A 20,843-nucleotide genomic window follows, 5' to 3' on the forward strand; every position below is an offset into this window, starting at 1 on the left:
TAAACCCATGAATATCCAATTTTCTAAAAAAATACTTCTGATTATCTTTTTCATTAGCTCTGCAATTTTTGCACAAGACAAAATCAATCAAGTTGATGAAAGAGGAAACAAACACGGACTTTGGAAAGGGGTATATGAAGATACTAAATATCCAAAATATGAAGGTGAATTTAAAAATGGTAAAGAAGTTGGGGTTTTTACTTTTTTTGACAATACAAAAGTGAAGAAAATCGTTGCTACAAGAGATTTTTCTGCCAAAGATGGATCATGTTATACGATTGTTTTCAATGGAAAACATAAAGTAAGCGAAGGAAAATTAGTAAATAAAATTCATGAAGGAGAATGGAGATTTTATCATCTTCGATCGGATACTATTATGAATTTAGAGAATTATAAAAATGGTAAATTACATGGTGTAAAAAAAGTATTTTATAACACCGGATTAATTGCAGAAGAAGTAAATTATGTTGAAGGAATTAAAAATGGACCTTATAAAAAAGTAGCTGAAAACGGTATCGTTTTAGAAGAAACAAATTTTAAAAACGGCGAATACCACGGACCGGCAATTTTTAGAGAAGCAGCCGGAGGAAAATACACGGTTGGAGAATATAAAAACGGACAATCAGTTGGAATTTGGAAGTTTTATGACAAAGACAAACTGGTAAAAGAAGAGAACCGTAGCGAAAAGAAAAAAGCCAAACCTAAAACGGTGGCAGGCGAAGCCAAAAGAAAAGTTAAAGCACTCAAGCAGTAATTTTAGAAATCCCTACCTTTGCAAAAATTTTTGAAATGAAAAGAGTAGTAGTCGGACTTTCCGGCGGGGTAGATTCTAGTGTTGCGGCGTATTTGTTGAAAGAACAAGGTTACGAAGTCATCGGTTTGTTTATGAAAAACTGGCATGATGATTCAGTGACGATTTCAAACGAATGTCCGTGGTTGGAAGATTCCAATGATGCTCTTTTGGTAGCCGAAAAACTCGGAATTCCTTTTCAAACAGTCGATTTAAGCGAAGAATACAAAGATCGTATTGTGGATTATATGTTCAAAGAATACGAAAACGGTCGAACGCCAAATCCGGACGTATTGTGCAATCGCGAAATCAAATTTGATGTGTTCATGAAAATTGCTCTTTCTTTGGGAGCAGATTATGTAGCCACCGGGCATTATTGCCGCAAAGGAATTCTTGAAAAAGACGGAAAAGAAATTTATCAATTGCTTGCCGGAAAAGATGATAATAAAGATCAATCCTATTTTTTATGTCAATTATCGCAAGAACAATTGGCAAAATCGTTGTTTCCGATTGGTGAATTAACAAAACCGGAAGTACGTGAAATTGCTTCAAAATTAGATTTAATTACAGCCGAAAAGAAAGATTCGCAAGGTTTATGTTTCATTGGAAAAGTACGTTTACCGGAATTTTTACAACAAAAATTACAACCCAAAGAAGGAATTATTATCGAAATTGATAAAAATGATCCGATTTATACTTTACAAAAACCAACTTTTGATTCAATTGAAGAGCAACTGAATTTTGATGCTCAACCTTTCAAGTATTTGCCAAGTATGGGAAAAATCGTGGGCAAACATCAAGGTGCTCATTATTTCACTATCGGTCAACGAAAAGGGTTGAATGTAGGCGGAACAAAAGAAGGATTATTTATCATTGCCACTGATATTGCAACCAACACAATTTACACTGGTCAAGGTCATACTCATCCCGGATTATTCAGAAAAGCATTGAAAGTTCAACCGAATGAAATTCATTGGGTTCGTGAAGATTTGCGTTTGAACAGAGGTGAAACAATGGAAGTGATGGCACGTATTCGTTACCGTCAAGCTTTGCAAAACGCAACGTTACATCAATTTGAAAGTGGTTTGTTTGTTGTTTTTGATGAACCGCAATCTGCCATAACCGAAGGACAATTTGTAGCTTGGAATGTGGGTGATGAATTAGTAGGTTCGGGTGTAATTTCGTAACTTGGTCTTTTATTTTAAATTGATTTTCATGAACAAAATTACTTCTCTCTTCAACATACAATACCCAATTATTCAAGGCGGAATGATTTGGAACAGCGGTTACAAATTGGCCAGTGCCGTCAGCAACGCCGGTGGTTTAGGCTTAATTGGAGCCGGTTCGATGTATCCGGATGTTTTGCGTGAACATATTCAAAAATGTAAAAAAGCAACTGACAAACCGTTTGGTGTAAATGTACCGATGTTGTATCCCAACATTGAAGAAATCATGCAAATTATCTTGGAAGAAGGGGTGAAGATCGTTTTCACATCTGCCGGAAATCCGAAAACGTGGACCGCTTTTTTAAAGGAAAAAGGAATTACTGTAGTTCATGTGGTAAGTAGTTCAAAATTTGCCTTAAAAGCTCAAGAAGCAGGAGTAGATGCGGTGGTTGCCGAAGGTTTTGAAGCCGGAGGACACAATGGAAGGGAAGAAACCACTACCTTTACATTAATTCCGATGGTGAAGGAAAATATTTCCATTCCGTTAATTGCTGCGGGCGGAATTGCAACCGGAAGAGGTATGTTGGCCGCTATGATTTTAGGTGCTGATGGCGTTCAAATGGGAAGTCGTTTTGCAGCTTCCACTGAAAGTTCTGCTCATGCCGATTTTAAGCAAACGATTATTGATACGAAAGAAGGCGATACGTTGGTTACGTTAAAAGAATTAGCTCCCGTTCGCTTGATAAAAAATAAGTTTTACAATGATATTCAGGAATTGTACTCTAAATGTCCAACTCCCGAAGAATTAAAAGAGTTATTAGGAAGAGCCCGTGCAAAACGTGGTATGTTTGAAGGCGATTTAGTGGAAGGGGAATTAGAAATCGGTCAAATTGCGGGATTAATTCACGATATCAAACCGGTGAAAGAAATTATTGATTCGGTGATGGAAGAATTTGAAATGGCTAAGGGGGAAGTTGTTATGCTTTAAAAAGTATAACCAATTCTCGCATGTAAATCAACCGCAGCACTTCCATTATCGCCAAAATAATCTTCCAGATAAACAGCATAACCTATTCCAAAACCAGCTTCATAATTAAAGTTGGAATTTCCAATATTACGTTTAATTGCCCATTTAGGAATGATTACTACTGTTTTGATAACGTTTATGTTATCTGTTTTGGAGATGTAAAACCAATCTGGACTATAGATAAAATTTAACGCTAAGAAGTTAGAACTATTATTTTTTATCGAACGACCTTTTTCCACTCTTTTATCTAAATTATAATGCCATCTGGGCTCCATTCGAATTGTTGGAATTAAGAGCGAAGTAACATCATCGCCATAATTTACAGCCAATCCTAAGTCCATACCAATTTCAGACCTTAAACTAAATTTGTTTGCTAACCGAGTTTCGTTCGTTATCCAAACTCCGAAGAATCCGGTTTGAATGCCAAAAATATTTTTTTCAACGCTATTATCTTGAGCATTTCCCACAAGATTAAAAAACAAAACGATAACAATAATTATTCTTTTCATTTCTCCAATTTTTCTTACGGTTGCAAATATATTATTAAAAAATATTTTTACTATATAATTTTTTCGAATTTGGATTTTTTTCATAAAAAAGCCGTTCAAAGTAAAAATTGAACGGCTTCATATATTTTATGCTTTGATTACAAATGAATCACTTCTCCATACGCATCAGCCACAGCTTCCATTACCGCTTCACTCATCGTTGGGTGAGGGTGGATTGCTTTTAATATCTCGTGACCGGTTGTTTCTAATTTTCGAGCTACAACAGCTTCGGCAATCATATCGGTTACGCCGGCACCAATCATGTGACAACCTAACCATTCGCCGTATTTGGCATCAAAAATAACTTTTACAAATCCGTCCGGAGTTCCGGCAGCTTTTGCTTTTCCGGAAGCGGTAAACGGAAATTTACCAACTTTTAATTCGTATCCTTTTTCTTTGGCTTGTTTTTCGGTTAAACCAACCGAAGCAATTTCTGGACTAGCATATGTACAGCCCGGAACGTTTCCATAATCCAATGGTTCAACATGCAATCCTGCGATTTTTTCTACACACAAAATTCCTTCTGCGGAAGCCACGTGAGCCAATGCTTGCCCCGGCGTTACATCGCCAATGGCATAATAACCCGGAATATTCGTTTGATAATAATCGTTTACTAAAATTTTATCGCGGTCAACGGCAATTCCAACCTCTTCTAAACCGATGTTTTCAATGTTCGTTTTAATTCCTACTGCTGAGAGTAAAATATCAGCTTCAATAACTTCTTCGCCTTTGGCTGTTTTTACATACGCTTTTACACCATTTCCACTCGTATCAATTCGTTCTACAGAAGAACTTGTCATGATAGTGATGCCCGCTTTTTTTAACGAACGTTCAAATTGTTTTGAAATATCTTCGTCCTCTACAGGAACAATAGTTGGCAAAAACTCAACAATGGTTACTTCCGTTCCCATGGCGTTATAAAAACTAGCAAATTCAACTCCAATAGCTCCTGAACCTACCACGATCATCTTTTTGGGTTGTTCCGGTAATGTCATCGCTTGACGGTAACCAATTACTTTTTTACCATCTTGCGGTAAGTTTGGCAATTCACGGGAACGAGCTCCAGTAGCAATAATGATACTGTCGGCACTGTATTCGGTTACTTTTCCATCAGCAGCAGTTACATCAATTTTTTTTCCTGGTTTTACTTTACCAAAACCTTCAATCACATCAATTTTATTTTTTTTCATCAAAAATTGAACGCCTTTACTCATTCCGTCTGCTACGCCACGGCTTCGGTTGATTACGGCTCCAAAGTCTTTATCAAATTCCTTAACGATTAATCCGTAATCGGAAGCATGTTTTAGGTATTCAAACACTTGAGCCGATTTTAGCAGTGCTTTGGTTGGGATACATCCCCAATTTAAACACACGCCGCCTAAATTTTCTTTTTCAATGATGGCTACTTTAAAGCCCAATTGTGAGGCACGAATGGCTGTTACATATCCACCGGGACCACTACCTAAAACAATAATATCGTATTTCATTTTCTTTTGAATTTTCGTAATTACAGATTGCGAATTTAAGGATTAAATATGTTTTTAAAAAGTTTTTTGAAGACAGTTTTCGGTTAGCTGTTGTCAGTTATCCGTTGTCTGTTTTCTGATGGCGGATCACCGACAGCGGACAACTTTTAATGTTCTGTTACAAACTGTGAATCGTATAAATTTTTATAAAAACCTTTTTCGTTTTCTAATAGTTCAGCATGCGTGCCTTGTTCGACGATTTTTCCTTTATCCATTACAATAATTTTATCAGCATTCACAACGGTTGCTAAGCGGTGAGCAATGACTATGGAAGTTCTTCCTTTGGTTATTTTTTCGGTAGCTCGCTGAATTAATTCTTCTGAATAGGTATCAATTGACGAGGTGGCTTCATCCAAAATTAAAATACTTGGGTTACTCACATACGCCCGTAAGAAAGCAATCAATTGTCGTTGACCGGATGAAAGCATCACGCCGCGTTCTTTTACATTATAATCATAGCCGTTTGGTAAAGTCATAATGAATTCATCTACACCAATTTTTTTGGCCGCTTCAATCACATCTTCTCTTGTGATTTCAGGATTATCGAGTGTGATGTTATTTAGAATCGTATCGGCAAACAAAAATACATCTTGCAAAACTACGGCAATTTGTTTTCTGAGACTTTGCAATTCAAATTCGTTAATGTTTGTTCCATCGATGGAAATGGTTCCGCTATTAATTTCGTAAAATCGATTCAATAAGTTGATAATAGTAGATTTTCCTGCTCCGGTTGATCCTACAATAGCAATAGTTTCGCCGGGATTTACTTCCAAATTGATTCCTTTTATGACTTCTTCATCTTTGATGTAACCAAATCGCACTTCTTGAAACGACAATTTTCCTTCAAAATGTGGAGCATCAATCGTACCGTTTTCCTGAACTTGGTCTTGAATATCCAAAATGGCAAAAACACGATTGGCGGCAATCATCCCCATTTGCATCTCATTGAATTTATCAGCGATTTGTCGGAGCGGATTGAATAACATTCCAATCAACATCGTATACGTAAATAAATCTCCAAAAGTAGTTGTGGTATCGCCACCAATTAGCGAAAGTCCGCCAAAATAAACCACTAAAGCCAATGTGAAATAGGTAACCAAATCGGCAATAGGAAAGAAAATCGAGTTATACCAAACTGTTTTTATCCAAGCTTTGTTATGTTTGTCGTTGATGGATTTGAATTTTTCATATTCAATTTGCTCTCTTGAAAAAAGTTGAACAATTTTCATTCCGGTTACTCGTTCCTGTACAAACGTATTGATGTTAGCCACTTGCGTTCGCACTTCCTCAAAAGCCGATTTCATTTTTAATTGAAAAATCCGTGTGGCATAAATTAACACAGGCATGGCCAAAATAGCAATCCAGGAAAGTTTCCAATTCATAAAAAACATCACAAAAATAACAGCGACCATTTTCATTAAATCACTGATAATCATGAATAATCCTTGACTGAAAATACGTGCAATCGCTTCAATATCCGAAACAGATCGGGTAACCAATTGACCAACCGGCGAATGGTCGTAGTATTTCATTTTAAACCGAAGCATATGGTCAAAAAGTTTAATTCTGATGTCGCGAACAATGTCTTGCCCTAACCAATTGGCCCAATAGACAAAGTAAAACTGAGACAGTACTTCAAGAATTAATACGATTCCCATCAATACAATATAAAACATCAAGCCATTTCCGTCATGGGTTTTAATGTAATCATCGATAGTGTTTTTTAATAAATAGGGGCGTAGTGCTGCAAAAACCGAAAGTCCGATTGCCCAAAATATAACACTTTTAAAACGCCATTGATAGGGTTTTGTGTAGAATAAAATCCGTTTGAATAATTGAGTGTCAAATGCTTTCATTCTGTGCTGTATGGATATAAAATTTGGGTTAAATAGAGTGCGTGTGCCGGGGCAGAAAATCCGGCTTGACTCCGGTTTTTACTTTCGATGATGGTTCGAAGGTGTTCCGGTTCAATTTTTCCTTGACCAATGTTAATCATAGTTCCCACGATAGCTCGCACCATATTTCGCAAAAAACGATCAGCAGTTATCGTAAAAACTAATTGATTTTCTTTTTGTTCCCAAACGGCTTTTTTTATTTTGCAATTAAAGGTAAAAACATCGGTGTTTACTTTTGAAAAACATTCAAAATCGCTGTATTCCACTACTATTTTTGCGGCTTCGTTCATTTTTTCCACATTTAATGGATAAAAATGATAAAAACTTAATTCGTTAATAAAAGCATTTTTGGTAGAATGAATAAGGTATTCATAGGTTCTTTCAATGGCATCAAAGCGAGCATGAGCTTCGGCATTCACTTCAAAAATGGAATAGATTACGATGTCTTTTGGGAGGTATGAATTCAATTTAGGAATCCAATAAGCACCATCAATGGTTTCTTCAAAATCAAAATGAGCAAACATTTCTTTAGCATGAACTCCTGAGTCAGTGCGACCGGCAGCCACAATTTCAATTTTATTCTTAAGTAAAAGAGAAAGTGCTTTTTCTACTGTTTCTTGAACAGATACTGCATTGGGCTGCGTTTGCCACCCGTGGTAGTTGGTTCCGTTGTATGCCAGTTTGATAAAGTATCTCATATTTCAATCTACAAAGATAATTGAATTGAAATTGTATCAAATTTACGAAGGATATAATTTTACGTTAAACTTTTTTAAAGGTAATGGGTAATTGCTAAAAGGTAATTGGAATTTATTTCAAAATAAAAAATTCTGCTCAATTTTCTCTTCGTATCTTCGTGTCTTAGTGACAAAAAATATAAAAATTGACAAAAATTCTTCTTCTTTCTGATACACATAGTTTTATAGATGAAAAAATCCTCAAGTATATCCGTTTAGCTGATGAAGTTTGGCATGCCGGAGATATTGGTGATTTGACAGTGACCGATGAAATTAAAAAACTCAAACCGCTTCGGGCAGTTTATGGCAATATTGATAACGACAAAGCTCGGATGGAATTTCCGTTGAACAATCGCTTTTTTTGTGAAGGGGTGGAGGTTTTAATTACACATATTGGTGGTTACCCCGGAAAATATAATCAAGCCATTTGGGAAGAACTCAAAAACAATCCTCCAAAATTATTCATCTGTGGACATTCACATATTTTAAAAGTACAATTTGATAAAGTGTTGAATTTATTACACATGAATCCGGGAGCAGCCGGAATACACGGATTTCATCAAGTACGAACGATGCTACGATTTGAAATTGACGGAGAGCAAATTAAAGCGTTGGAAATTATTGAAATGGAAAAGAAGGCTTACTGATTTGGAATGTGTAATTTGATGTAAACTAACGTTCCCGCATTCAGTTTAGAATTGATGGTAATCTTTCCTTTTAAATTTTTAACACGAGCTTTAATTTGCGTTAGTCCAAAACCGTCACTATTATAGGTTTTTGTGCTGTCAAATCCCTTTCCATTGTCTTCTACGTTAATAATAATTTGATTATTTCGTTCTTCAAGTGTTATATAACCACTAGTTGCTTGACTGTGTTTTACAATGTTATTGATTAGCTCCGTTATAATGAAGTACACTTTCGTTTCAAATTCTTCATTGTACCTTTTTTGGTTAGAATCAAAATAATTAAATGTGAAAGTAATAATAGAATTTGAATTTTTTTCACATAAATCTTGCACGGCATGATACAATCCTAATTTGGTTAAAACGGGCGGAACTAATTCATGAGATAAATCGCGAACCTGATCATGGGCTTCTTTTAAAAGTGATCTTGCTTTCACAATTTCTTCGGGAATTTCGTCTTTATGACCCACTAAATAGGCAGAAAGATGTAGACTGGCAGAAGATAGCAAAGCACTAATATTATCGTGTAGAACTTCGGATAGTTTTTTTCGTTCAATTTCCTGCCCATCAATGGAAGCGTTAATAATGTTCTCCTGAATTTCACTATCCAATTCTTTAATTTTATTGCGTTGTTTTAATTGTAAGTTTTGGTAAAAAAAGTAAAAAAGCACTAAACTAAATCCAAATAAAGCCACAAAAATAAAAATGATTTTTTTGTTTCGGCTTTGTCTTTCTTCAAGTAGTTTCGATTTTTCTTTGTATTCGTCTTCAACTTTATCAATGTTGTATTTGGTTTCAATTTCGCGAATTTTATCGCTTAGGTTTTCATTGTATAATTTTTGACTATAATCATAAGCCAAAGAACTATTAAAATTAGCCTTATGATATTCACCCATTTGTTCATAAGCATACACTAAATTACGGTGTAAGTCAACATAATCATATGTTGATAAATCATCTTTGTATTCTTTTTTAATTTTTTCGTACGTTTCAGCTCCTTTTTTAAAATCATTTTCATATTCCATATAGTAGTAACCGTAATTACTTAATGCAGAAATAATTAATTTTTTATTATCATTTTTTATTGCAAAATTATAGCTACTGTCTAAATAGGATTTGGCCATATCAAGCTCATTAATTATATTGTAGTAAGCAAAATGATTGTTATAACTAATTGATAATCCACTTGTTGAGTTGGTTTTTTTGTCCAATTCAAACTTCTTTTTCATGTAAATATATGAACTATCAATTCTTTTGGTAGTATGTAACCTAAATAGGTTATGGTAAATATGAATTAATGATGCTGTATCTTTTTCAAATAAAGCAATGTGTTTGGCTTTGTAATAATTTTTGAATGCTTTGGAAGAATCACTTACCATAGAGTAGCGAGTTGCAATTTGCTCAATTATTTCTGCTCTACCTTTCACTTTGTTTTTTTCTGAAATAGAAAGAGCTTTATAAAGTGTGACCAGTACTTTTTCATGATCATTAAGTTTGCCAAAAAGCTTAGATTTTCTGACTGAAATTTTACAAAAAGGTTGATATTTTTTTTGAGCTAAATAATTATCAGATATTTTTGTTGCATAGTTAAGAGCCTTAATTAGCTCTTTTTTTTCAGTATAATAATCAATCGAGTCAACTTTAGATTGGCTGAAAGCTATTGATACAGAAAATAATAAAAAAAAGATATAAATTAAAAATTTATTCATTTACATAAATTTTCACTTTTGGTTTAGTTGAAGTTCCATTTCCATTATCATCGCCATTTCCAATTGGATTGTAATTTTGTTGCACAAATTGGATTTCTATAACGCCATTGTAGTCTTCACAAATTACGTTATCTGAAATATAATTGGAAGAAGGCTTTGTTTGTCCTTTTTTAAAATTTATTGTTACGCAATAAACACCTTCTTTATTACTAACAACGGCATTACAGTTGTCTGGAAAGCTATAGGTTAAATTATAACTGTTTGTATTAATTCTTGCTGTTGAATAAGTGCCTAAAAGTTCCATAATTATTGTTTGATTAAATTATTTTTGATTGCAAATTTTACGATCCCAATTGTATTTTTAACGTTTAGTTTTTTGATTAAATTTTTACGATGTGTTTCTACAGTATTTAAACTGATACATAGTTCTTCACCAATTTCTTTACCGCTATATTCTAATGAAATAAGTTTTAAAATCTCAAGTTCTCTATCGGTTAATGCTGACTTAATTGTGATTTCATTGGTAATATTTTCGGCTCCGTTTCCAGAAAATGAACTGAAAATTTTTTCTTGAATATTTTGAGAAAAATAATCTTTGCCTGCTGCCACACTTTCAATGGCTTCTATGATGCTTTCGCCGGCACATTGTTTCGAAAGATAACCGTTGGCACCTAATTTCAGAACCTCTTTGATTAATTTGAGGTCGTCATAGCTCGATAAAATGATTACTCGGCAACTATGTTCTGTTTCCGAAAGCTCTTTGAGCACTTCTATACCATCTTTATGAGGCATATTTATATCCATAATTAAGATGTCAGCACCATTTGAAACTATGTTTTTCACTAAGTCTAAACCATTTAACGAATGGCCTACAACTTCAAACTTTGAATTCGTTTTGAGCACGGCAAGCATTCCATCAATCAAAACCTGGTGATCATCGGCCAAATGAATTCTTATTTTTTCAGACATGTGGTTTTATAATTTGTATATAAAAATTAGTTAATACCAAATGTAGAAAAAAATACTAATATTTTCAATTTCACAGGTAATTTAAAAATGGTTTTTAAATACAGATAAAAAAATCAGTTAGAAAAAAAAATCCGAACCTATTGGCTCGGATTTTTAACGCACTAAAATAAACTAAGTTTACAGTATTATTTACGCAGTCTGCCCGACGATTTTACGAGCTTTTCATCCTTTTGAATAGCGATATTGGCTAACGCTAAAAAAATAATAGAAAGTAAAGGAAGAACTAGCCCAATACCCTTCTTCGACACATAAGGGTCTCCAGATAATTTTGGGGCATACAAAACAAATAATAGCAATAAAATTATATTTAATATCATATTCAATCGTGAAAGCACAAATTGATGTTGTCTTTTTCGGTAAGAGACAATTGCTAATACAGACAATAAAGCACTAAATCCAAACAATATTGAAATAGGTAAATCTCCTTGAAAAAAATAGGGAAAACCATTTTCATCAAACCATAAAGGAAGAAAAAAAGGCAAAATCCCTGAACATAGAAAGGCACCCAGTAGGTACACAGATTGTATTCTTTGTAACATGCTTTTGTATTAACTCAGCAAAAATATATTTTCTTTTTTAATAAATGCTATTGTTTATTAAAAAATATTTGTAATATTGCAATGTAAATCTGTTTTTTCTTCATTACAGCAGATAAAATATTTATAGTGTACCTCATAGCATTTTCCGACTAAAAATTAACATCATAGAACATTCATGTTTGAAATTTCTGTATTAAAAGAAATGAAGCTTTCTGAGCTTCAAGAAATTGCGAAAGCAGCCAAAACAATAAAATTCAACGGCGTAAAAAAAGACGATTTAATTCAAAAAATTATTGAAACACAAAACAGTGCCTCTAATTCTGAAAAAAAATCGCCTTCAGAACCTGAATCAAAAAACAAAAGAGCCCGAATTATTGCTCCTAAAGAGAGTAAAGAACAAGTTTCTACTTTGTTTTCTGAACCGGACATAACTAAAATTGTTGAAGTTGAAAAACCAACTCTTGTAGAAAAACCCCCGGATTCAAACGAATCGACAGAAGATTCAAAAAATAATCAAAGACCGGTTAAGTTTGTAAAATCAAAGTTTGAGAAAAAAGTCTTTAAAAAGAATCAGGAACAGTCTGAAGTAACTGAATCTTCAGAAGCTCTACCGCCTGCTTCAAACGATGATAATCAGCCTTCCACTCAAGAAAATCAACCGCAGCGTCAGCAAAACCAGCCTTTTCAAAAGCATCAAAATGGCAATGGAAACGGAAACCAAAACCCAAACTTCAAAAACAAAAAAACGAACTATCGGGATGCCGATTATGAGTTTGACGGAATTATTGAAAGTGAAGGTGTTTTAGAAATGATGCCCGATGGCTATGGTTTTTTGCGTTCTTCCGATTACAATTATTTGGCTTCTCCGGATGATATTTATCTTTCCACGTCACAAATTCGTTTATTTGGTTTAAAAACCGGAGATACAGTAAAAGGTGTGGTTCGACCACCGAAAGAGGGAGAGAAGTTTTTCCCTTTGGTAAAAGTTTTAAAAATCAATGGTCATGATCCTCAAGTGGTGAGAGACCGTGTTTCGTTTGAACATTTAACACCTATTTTTCCACAGGAAAAATTCAAATTAGCCGAAAAACAAGCTACCGTTTCAACTCGAATTATCGATTTATTTTCTCCGATAGGAAAAGGGCAACGCGGAATGATTGTCGCTCAACCCAAAACCGGTAAAACCATGTTGTTGAAGGATATTGCCAACACTATTGCCGCCAACCATCCTGAAGTATATTTAATCGTTTTATTGATAGATGAACGCCCGGAAGAGGTAACCGACATGCAACGTAATGTGCGTGGTGAAGTAATCGCTTCTACGTTTGATGAACCAGCCGATCGCCACGTTAAAGTCGCCAACATTGTTTTAGAAAAAGCAAAACGTTTGGTAGAATGTGGTCATGATGTGGTGATTTTATTAGATTCGATTACACGTTTGGCCAGAGCTTATAACACGGTTCAGCCGGCGTCAGGAAAAGTATTAAGTGGTGGGGTTGATGCTAATGCTTTACAAAAACCAAAACGTTTCTTTGGAGCTGCCCGAAACATCGAAAATGGTGGTTCTTTAAGTATTATTGCAACGGCTCTTACTGAAACAGGTTCGAAAATGGACGAAGTTATTTTTGAAGAATTCAAAGGAACCGGTAACATGGAACTTCAATTGGATAGAAAAATTTCGAATAAACGTATTTTCCCTGCGATTGATTTAACATCTTCAAGCACACGTCGAGACGATTTGTTATTAGACGAGAACACCATTCAACGTATGTGGATCATGCGAAAATATTTAGCCGATATGAATCCGGTGGAAGCAATGGATTTTATCAATGACCGATTTAAGAAAACCCGAAACAACGAAGAGTTTTTGATTTCGATGAATAATGGGTAATTGTATGTACATAAATAACAGAAAAAGTCGTCTAACCAGACGACTTTTTTTTACTTTATTTTCAAATGATTAGTTTGCGGCCAAAACAATTTTAGTAAAATCATCACTTTTTAAAGCAGCTCCTCCAATCAAACCACCATCCACATCGGGTTTTGAGAAAATTTCGTTCGCGTTTTCAGGTTTAACGCTTCCGCCATATAAAATGGAAACAGTGTCTGAAACGTTATTACCAAAATTTTTATTGATGATGCCACGAATGAATTCGTGCATTTCCTGAGCTTGTTCAGGAGAGGCCGTTTCACCTGTTCCAATCGCCCAGACAGGTTCATAAGCCAATATAATATTCTTCCACGCCGAGGCTTCTAAATGAAATAAACCATCTTTTAATTGGTTTTCTACTACATTAAACTGTTGACCAGATTGACGGTCTTTTAACTCTTCGCCAAAACAGAAAATGACTTCCATTTCATGTTTCAAAGCGGTATCTACTTTATTGGCAAGCAAGGCATCGGTTTCATGAAAATAGGCTCTTCGTTCAGAATGACCTAAAATCACGATATTAACACCAACACTTTTTAACATAGAAGCGGAAATTTCGCCAGTAAAAGCACCGGCTTCCGCTTGATGCATATTTTGTGCCGCCACTTCAATATTGGTGAATTCCAAGTGATCAGCCGCAGCAGATAGATTTACAAACGTTGGAGCAACAATTACTCTTTGCTCAATATCGGTTGGAATTTTGTTGATTAATTCGTTTAATAAATCTTCGGTTTCTTCTGCATTTTTATGCATTTTCCAGTTTCCTGCAACGATTTTTTGTCTCATTAGTTAAGGTTTTTTATGGTCGATATCAATTTTTCATCATCTGCTTCGATGGCTCTGTACAAAGCAATTTTTCCTGTTTTATCCAGAACGATGTAACGCGGAATCCAATCTAAATCAATTGAATTACTAAACTTTCCGCCTTTCCATTTGGATAAAATTAAATAATGTTCACCATTTACCGCATATTTTTCAATTCCTTTTGCCCAACTTTCAGGCGTTTTGTCATACGATAAAAATAAATAAACAGCTTCAGGAAATTCTTTTTGTAACGCTTCTACTTTTGGCATTCCTTTGATACAATCCGGACACCAAGAGGCCCAAACATCAATCACAACGGTTTTGCCTTCGTATTTTTTTAGGATGTCGGAAAAAGCTAATTCAGTTCCGTCCACAGACAACATTTTATCGGCTAAAGCTTCTTTTGAAAATTCAGTTTTTTGTGCATTTGAGCAAGAAAATAATCCCAACGCAACAAAAAAAGACACTATTATTTTTTTCATAATTTAATTTTTATCACACAAATTTACGATAACTCAGGAAATGAAATCCCAAAAAAGTCCTAATTAAAACCGAAAACGTTTTAGCTTATCCTGATTTTTGGATCTAAATAGGCATAAACCAAATCCACCAAAATATTAATTACCACAAAGGTAGTAGCAATTACGATTACAGAACCCATAATTACAGGCAAATCTAAGTTGTTTAACGCTTCCACAATTTCTTTCCCGAGACCGTTCCATCCGAAAATATATTCTACAAAAACGGCTCCGGCCAACATCGAAGCAAACCATCCAGAAATGGCTGTAACGACAGGATTTAGCGAATTTTTTAATGCGTGATTTTTAATAATTTGATACGAATTCAATCCTTTCGCTTTGGCAGTTCTGATATAATCTTGTCCAAATGTTTCTAATAATGAATTTCGCATCAACTGAATCACTACGCCCAGCGGACGAATTCCCAAAACTATTGCCGGAAGAATAATGTTTTTCCATTGAATATAACTTCCTTCACCAAAATCATCCACTTCATATAAACTTCCCGTCATATTGAGTCCGGTGTAATTGTGCAACACAAATCCGAATAACCAAGCAAATAAAATTGCACTAAAAAACGATGGAACGCTCATGCCTAAGGTGCTGATTAGAGCAATAAAGCGATCTAACAACGTGTCTTTATAAAGTGCTGAAATGATTCCCAAAAAAATACCAATGACAATAGCAATGACAATAGCAAATAGAGCAAGAATAAATGTATTGGGCAAGGTATTCCCGATGACATCCGTAACTTTTTTACCACTCTTTTGAAAACTTTCTCTTAAATATGGTGTTTTTAGAACAGTAGTCGTATTTCCTAATTGAACTAATTGAAAAGCATTGTATTTTCCTTCCGATAAAAAAGTATAATCTTCCTGATTTGAACTATGAAAAGAAATAGGTGACAAATCATTCAAATAATACAGGTATTGAGTTGAAATCGGTTTATCAAAACCATACTTTTTCTTAACTATTGCCAATTGCTCCGAATTTTCATTTTGATCTAACATCATTCTTGCCGGATCACCCGGAAGTATCGTAAATAGAATAAAAATAACCGTAATTACACCAAAAAGTGTAAGTAAAGCGTAACCGATTTTATATAGCAAATAGCGAATCAAGTTAGTTGAGATTTACTTTGTCAATATCGTTAAAATGCTTCTTTTCTACAATTGTTCCTTTTTCTAAAACAACAATACTGGGATTGGCTCTTTCAATTGTTTTTAAGGTAGTTGCATCACAGAAATAATAATCAAAACTCAATTTATATTCGGCTTTAATTTGGTCAATAATCGATTTGTCTGAAGAAGTCATTCCAATCACTTTATAGCCTTTTTTAGTTGCTTTCTGGTAAAAATCTTCCAATTGATTTAAACCACCCTTTTCTGCTTTCGTTAAATCGTACGAAATAAGCATGATTAATTTTGGCTCATTCAACATATCTTCCGTATAATCGCTTCCGTCCAATTCTATTGTAAAATCATGGATTGGCGGAACATAGCCTTGTTTAATTAATTTATCTTTTCGATCTACAAATTCAGCGGTTTCAGGCACTTTAGTGGCCATCACATCGGCTTGTGAAAATTCGGTATCTACACCATTCACTTTGTAAATAAAAATCATTTCATATTCCGACATTTGAGCACCGGCCGGAATTTCCATTCCTTTTTGAATGTTGGTTCCCACGGCATAAGCTCTAAAATCAATAAATGGTAAATGCATCAATACAGCGTAAGCCATCAGCAAACATAAAATATAAGAAACTAGAACTGTTAAATTTAAAGGTAATCTTCCAAAAAGAGGTTGAATGTATTTCAAATTAATCAATAAAATTAATATCAAAACCAATAGAACAATATCTTTTGTAAACGATTCCCACGGTGTTAATTTCAAAGCATCACCAAAACAACCACAATCGGTTACTTTATTAAAATAAGCAGAGTAGAAGGTGAGGAAAGTGAAAAATACAATCATCAAAAACAAACTCCAAACCGTGAATTTAGGTTTAAAACCAATGAGTAACATCACACCTAAAACCACTTCAAAAATAACTACAAAAACAGCAATCATCAAAGCAATTGGCATCAGAAAAGGGAGATTTAATACGCCTTCTGAAAAATATTCTTCCAATTTAAATGAAAATCCAACAGGATCGTTTAGCTTAATTAATCCGGAAATGATGAATAATAATCCGACTAAAATTCTGGAAATATGAGTGATAATTTTCATGTTGATAATTTGTCAATTAGTTAATGTGGCAATGTGGGTTATTTTTCGTGGAAACCTAAATGAATTAAGGCAAAAACGGCATAATTAATCATGTCTTGATAGTTGGCATCGATTCCTTCGGAAACCAATGTTTTACCTTTGTTATCTTCAATTTGCTTTACGCGAAGTAGTTTTTGTAAAATTAAATCGGTCAACGAACTCACACGCATTTCTCGCCATGCTTCGCCATAATCATGGTTTTTGTTTTCCATTAACGACTTGGTTTCGGCAATTTTTTCGTCATACAAACGAGTGGCTTCTTCTAAACCTAAATCAGGTTGATCGACCACGCCTTTTTCCAATTGAATCAAAGCCATGATGGAATAATTAATAATGCCAATAAATTCTCCCGTTTCGTCTTCTTGCACTTTACGAACGTCATTTTCCTGAAGACTTCTGATGCGTTGAGCTTTGATAAAAATCTGATCGGTTAAAGACGGCAAACGTAAAATTCGCCAAGCACTTCCATAATCTTTCATTTTGTTGCAATATAATTGTCGGCAAATGGCAATTACTTTATCATATTGTTGGGATGTACTATTCATTATTGAATTATATTTGTAAAGATTTTCAAAAATACAATTTTCAAAACAAGTAGTTACTACTTTTTAATGCCTTTTTTCAAACGATATGTTAATAAACTGTCTCGGAAATTTAATCGATTTATCTTCACCCAGCGTGATGGGGATTTTGAATGTCACACCCAATTCTTTTTATGACGGAGGAAGATACCAACAAGAAACAGAAATTCTAAAAAGGGTGGAAGTGATGTTGACCGAAGGTGCCGATTTTGTTGATATTGGAGCTTATTCCAGTAAACCCAATGCCGAATTTGTTTCGGAAGAACAAGAATTAAGTCGATTACTTCCTATTTTGAAATCGGTTTTGAAAGAATTTCCTACTACGATAATTTCAGTTGATACATTCAGAAGCGAAATCGCCAAAGCTTCTATTGAAAATGGTGCGGCGATAATTAATGATATTTCTGCCGGTAGTTTAGACGATAAAATGATGGAAATGGTGGCAAAATTTCAAGTTCCGTACATTATGATGCATATGAAAGGAACGCCACAAACGATGATGAATTTGACTAAATATGATGACATCGTCAAAGAATTGCTCTTCTATTTTTCTGAAAAAATTGCTCAAGCCAGAAGTTTCGGAATTAATGATTTGATTATCGATCCCGGTTTCGGATTTGCTAAAACGGTTGAACAAAATTATGAAGTGATGCAAAAGCTACAATTGTTTGAAAGTTTAGAATTACCAGTTTTAGCCGGAGTTTCCAGAAAATCAATGATTTATAAACCGCTCGAATCAACACCCGAAAAAGCGTTAAACGGAACTACTGCACTCAATATGATTGCGTTGACCAAAGGAGCTTCGATTTTACGAGTTCATGATGTGAAAGAAGCGGTAGAATGTGTAAAATTATTTTCTTTAATGAGTTTGTAAGATGAAAAAAATGACCTTACTTTTTTGTGTTTTAATGATGATTTCTTGTCAAAAGGAATTAGAATTAGTAAAAGCAAATCGAACAATTGATTCTACCGTCGTAGATCATTCGCCAATTTATATTTTTTTAGATGCAAACAATAAAGATACGCTTGCTGAAGTAAACCGAAAAAACACCATCGGAACAACCAATTGGATTTTTCATGTGGATAAGCGACTTCCATTGAATATAGCAATTCCTGAAATTGTGGCTTTGCAAGACCGAAGAGACAAAGCTCAATTTCACAAAAACGAGGAAGCCGGGAATTATTTTTCTTATACAGACAGTCTTCAAAAAACATTGGCATTCATGCCGTTTAAAGAGGTGAATTACAGCTACAACAGTTATTACTCTTCTATTTATGTAAAAGAAAATCCGGATTATCATCTCCACTTTCAAACATTTTCGGTTAATTTTAAACCTAAAAATAAAGTTTCGGTGGATGGAAATGAAGTAGAAATGAGTGAATTGCTTACTTTTTTAAAAGAATATACTGCTTTTTCCAGCGAAGGAAAACGCGTTTTAATTTATTTGAATTTTGATGAGCGACTTACATTTAATCAGTATTTATCTAAATTGATTGAACTCAAAGCATTGGAAAATGACATGGTTTCCATTTCCCCAATTCATTTTATTTATGATAAAAAGAAATTACCGGATTGTGATTGTGGGATGTAAGGGTTGCGTGTTGGATGGTTGCGGGTTGCGTGTTTCAAGTTTCAAGTTTTTCAACACAATGTTGTCATTCCCACGAAGGAGGGATTTCATAAAATTAGATTTTTTAATTCTTACGGATTTTGTACCTAATGGCAACTTAAAAATTCTGTGATTTCTGTGAGAGAAAAATTACTGATGATGGTAAGGCTCATTCCTCAAAATAGTAAACCCTCTATAAACCTGTTCAATAAAAAACAACCGAGCCATTTGATGTGAAAAAGTCATTTTAGAAAGCGAAATTTTTTGCTGTGCTTTTTGATAAACTGTTTCGGAAAAACCATACGGACCACCAATTACATAAACCAACGTTTTAATTCCGGCATTCATTTTCTTTTGTAATTCATTGGCAAATTCAACACTTCCAAAGGATTTTCCGTTTTCGTCCAATAAAATTAAAAAGTCTGTAGGAGCTAGTTTACTCAAAATCAATTCGCCTTCTTTCTCTTTTTGTTGGGCTTCCGAGAGGTTTTTGGCGTTTTTTATATCGGGAATAATTTCTAAATCAAATTTGATATAAAAAGACAATCGCTTTTGGTATTCATCCATCAACGCTTGAAGATTTTTATTATCCGTTTTACCAATAGCGATTAATTTGATGTTCATTTTGAAACTTTTTTCAAATGTACAAAGTTATTTTTTTTATATTCGTTAAAAAAAAATCGACATGAGTTGTAAAAACTGTCAAAAGTTATTGTTAGCAGAAGATAAATTTTGTTCCAATTGCGGAGCACAAGTAGTCACTCAAAAGTTAACAGTTAAAAAAGTGATTCACGAATTTTCTGAACGCTATTTGAGTTTTGATAATAAGTTTTTATCTACTTATAAAACCCTGTTCACACATCCAGAGTGGGTAGTGAATGGTTATTTGGAGGGATTGAGGGTTCGCTATGTCAATCCGATAACGTATTTAATTATAGCGGTTACATTAAGTGGTATCTCCATTTATTTAATTAAAAGAGGTTATTTTGGCGAGATTGATTTCAAATCAATGCAAGGCAATGACAAAATACCTTTTGATATGAAAGAATACATGAATACTATTTATGATTATAATAGTGTCATGGTATTTCTAAGTATACCTCTTTTAGCTTTTATTTCTAAAATTGTTTTTTTTAATTATAAACAATTCAATTATGCCGAACATAATCTGATCTACTTTTATACTTATTCGCAGTCATCAATTTCGGTTTTATTGATGATTCCTTTCTTACTATTTCTAAAAATTGAATTTTATTATTATTCTATTCTCACCTTTACATTTTTGCTAGTCTATCATTGCTTTGCATTAAAGAGAATTTTTAATTTAACGGGAAAGCAACTTATAAAAAAGACATTGTTATTTCTTTTGATGCTAACATTATTGTATATCATATTTATAATAATAGCCGCTATATTGATGATAATTTATATGGTGTCATCCGGAAAATTTAATCCACAAGACTTTGCACAATAATCATATTTT

22 protein-coding genes are annotated in these 20,843 nt (G+C 34.0%); 8 read left to right on the forward strand and 14 right to left on the reverse strand.

Annotated features, from left to right (window positions below; translation table 11 throughout):
• The first annotated feature begins 7 nt into the window (after positions 1-7).
• Genes B0I10_RS04935 through B0I10_RS04945 form a run of 3 tightly spaced genes read left to right on the forward strand, consistent with a single transcriptional unit; the run spans position 8 to position 2,944 of the window.
• Positions 8-754, forward strand: coding sequence for a toxin-antitoxin system YwqK family antitoxin (locus B0I10_RS04935; RefSeq protein ID WP_181456896.1), 747 nt, complete (start codon positions 8-10; stop codon positions 752-754).
• Positions 755-789: 35 nt separating this feature from the next.
• Positions 790-1,977: a tRNA 2-thiouridine(34) synthase MnmA gene (mnmA, locus tag B0I10_RS04940; RefSeq protein ID WP_112085390.1), complete on the forward strand. Its 1,188-nt coding sequence runs from the start codon at positions 790-792 to the stop codon at positions 1,975-1,977.
• 28 nt (positions 1,978-2,005) lie between these two features.
• Positions 2,006-2,944, forward strand: a complete 939-nt coding sequence (locus tag B0I10_RS04945) for an NAD(P)H-dependent flavin oxidoreductase (RefSeq protein WP_112085391.1) — start codon at positions 2,006-2,008, stop codon at positions 2,942-2,944.
• On the opposite strand, the gene B0I10_RS04950 is transcribed toward B0I10_RS04945, so the two are convergent.
• The 4 genes from B0I10_RS04950 to truA form a co-directional block, all read right to left on the reverse strand.
• Entirely contained in the window at positions 2,941-3,492 is a 552-nt protein-coding gene (locus tag B0I10_RS04950; RefSeq protein WP_112085574.1) for a hypothetical protein, read from the reverse strand. The two genes, B0I10_RS04945 and B0I10_RS04950, sit on opposite strands and share 4 nt — an antisense overlap.
• A gap of 137 nt (positions 3,493-3,629) precedes the next feature.
• Positions 3,630-5,018, reverse strand: coding sequence for a dihydrolipoyl dehydrogenase (gene lpdA, locus B0I10_RS04955; protein ID WP_112085392.1), 1,389 nt, complete (start codon positions 5,016-5,018; stop codon positions 3,630-3,632).
• A gap of 146 nt (positions 5,019-5,164) precedes the next feature.
• Complete coding sequence (locus B0I10_RS04960) at positions 5,165-6,913, reverse strand: ABC transporter ATP-binding protein (protein WP_112085393.1); 1,749 nt, start codon at positions 6,911-6,913, stop codon at positions 5,165-5,167.
• Positions 6,910-7,650: a tRNA pseudouridine(38-40) synthase TruA gene (gene truA, locus B0I10_RS04965; RefSeq protein WP_112085394.1), complete on the reverse strand. Its 741-nt coding sequence runs from the start codon at positions 7,648-7,650 to the stop codon at positions 6,910-6,912. Before truA ends, B0I10_RS04960 begins: the two co-directional genes overlap by 4 nt.
• A 185-nt stretch (positions 7,651-7,835) precedes the next feature.
• Between truA and B0I10_RS04970 the strand changes: the two genes are divergently transcribed.
• Positions 7,836-8,336 (forward strand): metallophosphoesterase family protein, encoded by a 501-nt coding sequence (locus B0I10_RS04970; protein ID WP_112085395.1) that lies wholly within the window; start codon positions 7,836-7,838, stop codon positions 8,334-8,336.
• Here B0I10_RS04970 and B0I10_RS04975 read toward each other — a convergent pair.
• The 4 genes from B0I10_RS04975 to B0I10_RS04990 form a co-directional block, all read right to left on the reverse strand.
• Entirely contained in the window at positions 8,330-10,081 is a 1,752-nt protein-coding gene (locus tag B0I10_RS04975; RefSeq protein ID WP_112085396.1) for a sensor histidine kinase, read from the reverse strand. The genes B0I10_RS04970 and B0I10_RS04975 overlap by 7 nt on opposite strands.
• Positions 10,074-10,385 (reverse strand): hypothetical protein, encoded by a 312-nt coding sequence (locus B0I10_RS04980; RefSeq protein WP_112085397.1) that lies wholly within the window; start codon positions 10,383-10,385, stop codon positions 10,074-10,076. The genes B0I10_RS04975 and B0I10_RS04980 overlap by 8 nt, the downstream gene beginning before the upstream one ends.
• Before the next feature lie 2 nt (positions 10,386-10,387).
• Positions 10,388-11,050 carry a response regulator gene (locus tag B0I10_RS04985; protein WP_112085398.1) on the reverse strand — a complete coding sequence of 221 codons (663 nt, stop codon included), beginning with the start codon at positions 11,048-11,050 and terminating at the stop codon, positions 10,388-10,390.
• Positions 11,051-11,235: 185 nt separating this feature from the next.
• Positions 11,236-11,649, reverse strand: a complete 414-nt coding sequence (locus tag B0I10_RS04990) for a DUF4293 domain-containing protein (RefSeq protein ID WP_112085399.1) — start codon at positions 11,647-11,649, stop codon at positions 11,236-11,238.
• Between the two features lie 175 nt (positions 11,650-11,824).
• On the opposite strand from B0I10_RS04990, the gene rho reads away from it, so the two are divergent.
• The gene (gene rho, locus B0I10_RS04995; RefSeq protein WP_112085400.1) at positions 11,825-13,540 is read left to right on the forward strand and encodes a transcription termination factor Rho; all 1,716 of its coding nucleotides are present in this window, start codon (positions 11,825-11,827) and stop codon (positions 13,538-13,540) included.
• Positions 13,541-13,609: 69 nt separating this feature from the next.
• Here rho and tpiA read toward each other — a convergent pair whose 3' ends face one another.
• The 5 genes from tpiA to B0I10_RS05020 all read right to left on the reverse strand — a co-directional run bounded on the left by tpiA (position 13,610) and on the right by B0I10_RS05020 (position 17,714).
• On the reverse strand, positions 13,610-14,365 hold the full coding sequence (gene tpiA / locus B0I10_RS05000) for a triose-phosphate isomerase (RefSeq protein ID WP_112085401.1): 756 nt from the start codon (positions 14,363-14,365) through the stop codon (positions 13,610-13,612).
• Positions 14,365-14,865 carry a TlpA family protein disulfide reductase gene (locus B0I10_RS05005; protein WP_112085402.1) on the reverse strand — a complete coding sequence of 167 codons (501 nt, stop codon included), beginning with the start codon at positions 14,863-14,865 and terminating at the stop codon, positions 14,365-14,367. The genes tpiA and B0I10_RS05005 overlap by 1 nt, the downstream gene beginning before the upstream one ends.
• Positions 14,866-14,945: 80 nt before the next feature.
• Complete coding sequence (locus tag B0I10_RS05010; RefSeq protein WP_394336179.1) at positions 14,946-16,019, reverse strand: ABC transporter permease; 1,074 nt, start codon at positions 16,017-16,019, stop codon at positions 14,946-14,948.
• Positions 16,020-16,023: 4 nt separating this feature from the next.
• Entirely contained in the window at positions 16,024-17,130 is a 1,107-nt protein-coding gene (locus B0I10_RS05015; RefSeq protein WP_112085404.1) for a BT_3928 family protein, read from the reverse strand.
• A 38-nt stretch (positions 17,131-17,168) separates the two neighbouring features.
• A complete protein-coding gene (locus tag B0I10_RS05020; protein WP_112085405.1) occupies positions 17,169-17,714 on the reverse strand; it encodes a DUF1599 domain-containing protein in 546 nt (181 codons plus the stop codon).
• An 85-nt stretch (positions 17,715-17,799) separates the two neighbouring features.
• Between B0I10_RS05020 and folP the strand changes: the two genes are divergently transcribed.
• Positions 17,800-18,624: a dihydropteroate synthase gene (gene folP, locus B0I10_RS05025; RefSeq protein WP_112085406.1), complete on the forward strand. Its 825-nt coding sequence runs from the start codon at positions 17,800-17,802 to the stop codon at positions 18,622-18,624.
• A 10-nt stretch (positions 18,625-18,634) separates the two neighbouring features.
• A complete protein-coding gene (locus tag B0I10_RS05030) occupies positions 18,635-19,342 on the forward strand; it encodes a hypothetical protein (protein ID WP_146740310.1) in 708 nt (235 codons plus the stop codon).
• A 168-nt stretch (positions 19,343-19,510) separates the two neighbouring features.
• Here the strand turns inward: B0I10_RS05030 and rlmH are convergent, their stop codons facing one another.
• Entirely contained in the window at positions 19,511-19,984 is a 474-nt protein-coding gene (rlmH, locus tag B0I10_RS05035) for a 23S rRNA (pseudouridine(1915)-N(3))-methyltransferase RlmH (protein ID WP_112085408.1), read from the reverse strand.
• A 61-nt stretch (positions 19,985-20,045) separates the two neighbouring features.
• On the opposite strand from rlmH, the gene B0I10_RS05040 reads away from it, so the two are divergent.
• Complete coding sequence (locus tag B0I10_RS05040) at positions 20,046-20,834, forward strand: DUF3667 domain-containing protein (protein WP_112085409.1); 789 nt, start codon at positions 20,046-20,048, stop codon at positions 20,832-20,834.
• Positions 20,835-20,843 lie beyond the last annotated feature (9 nt).

The sequence above is a fragment of the Flavobacterium lacus genome (assembly GCF_003268815.1).
GTDB classification, from domain to species: Bacteria; Bacteroidota; Bacteroidia; order Flavobacteriales; family Flavobacteriaceae; genus Flavobacterium; species Flavobacterium lacus.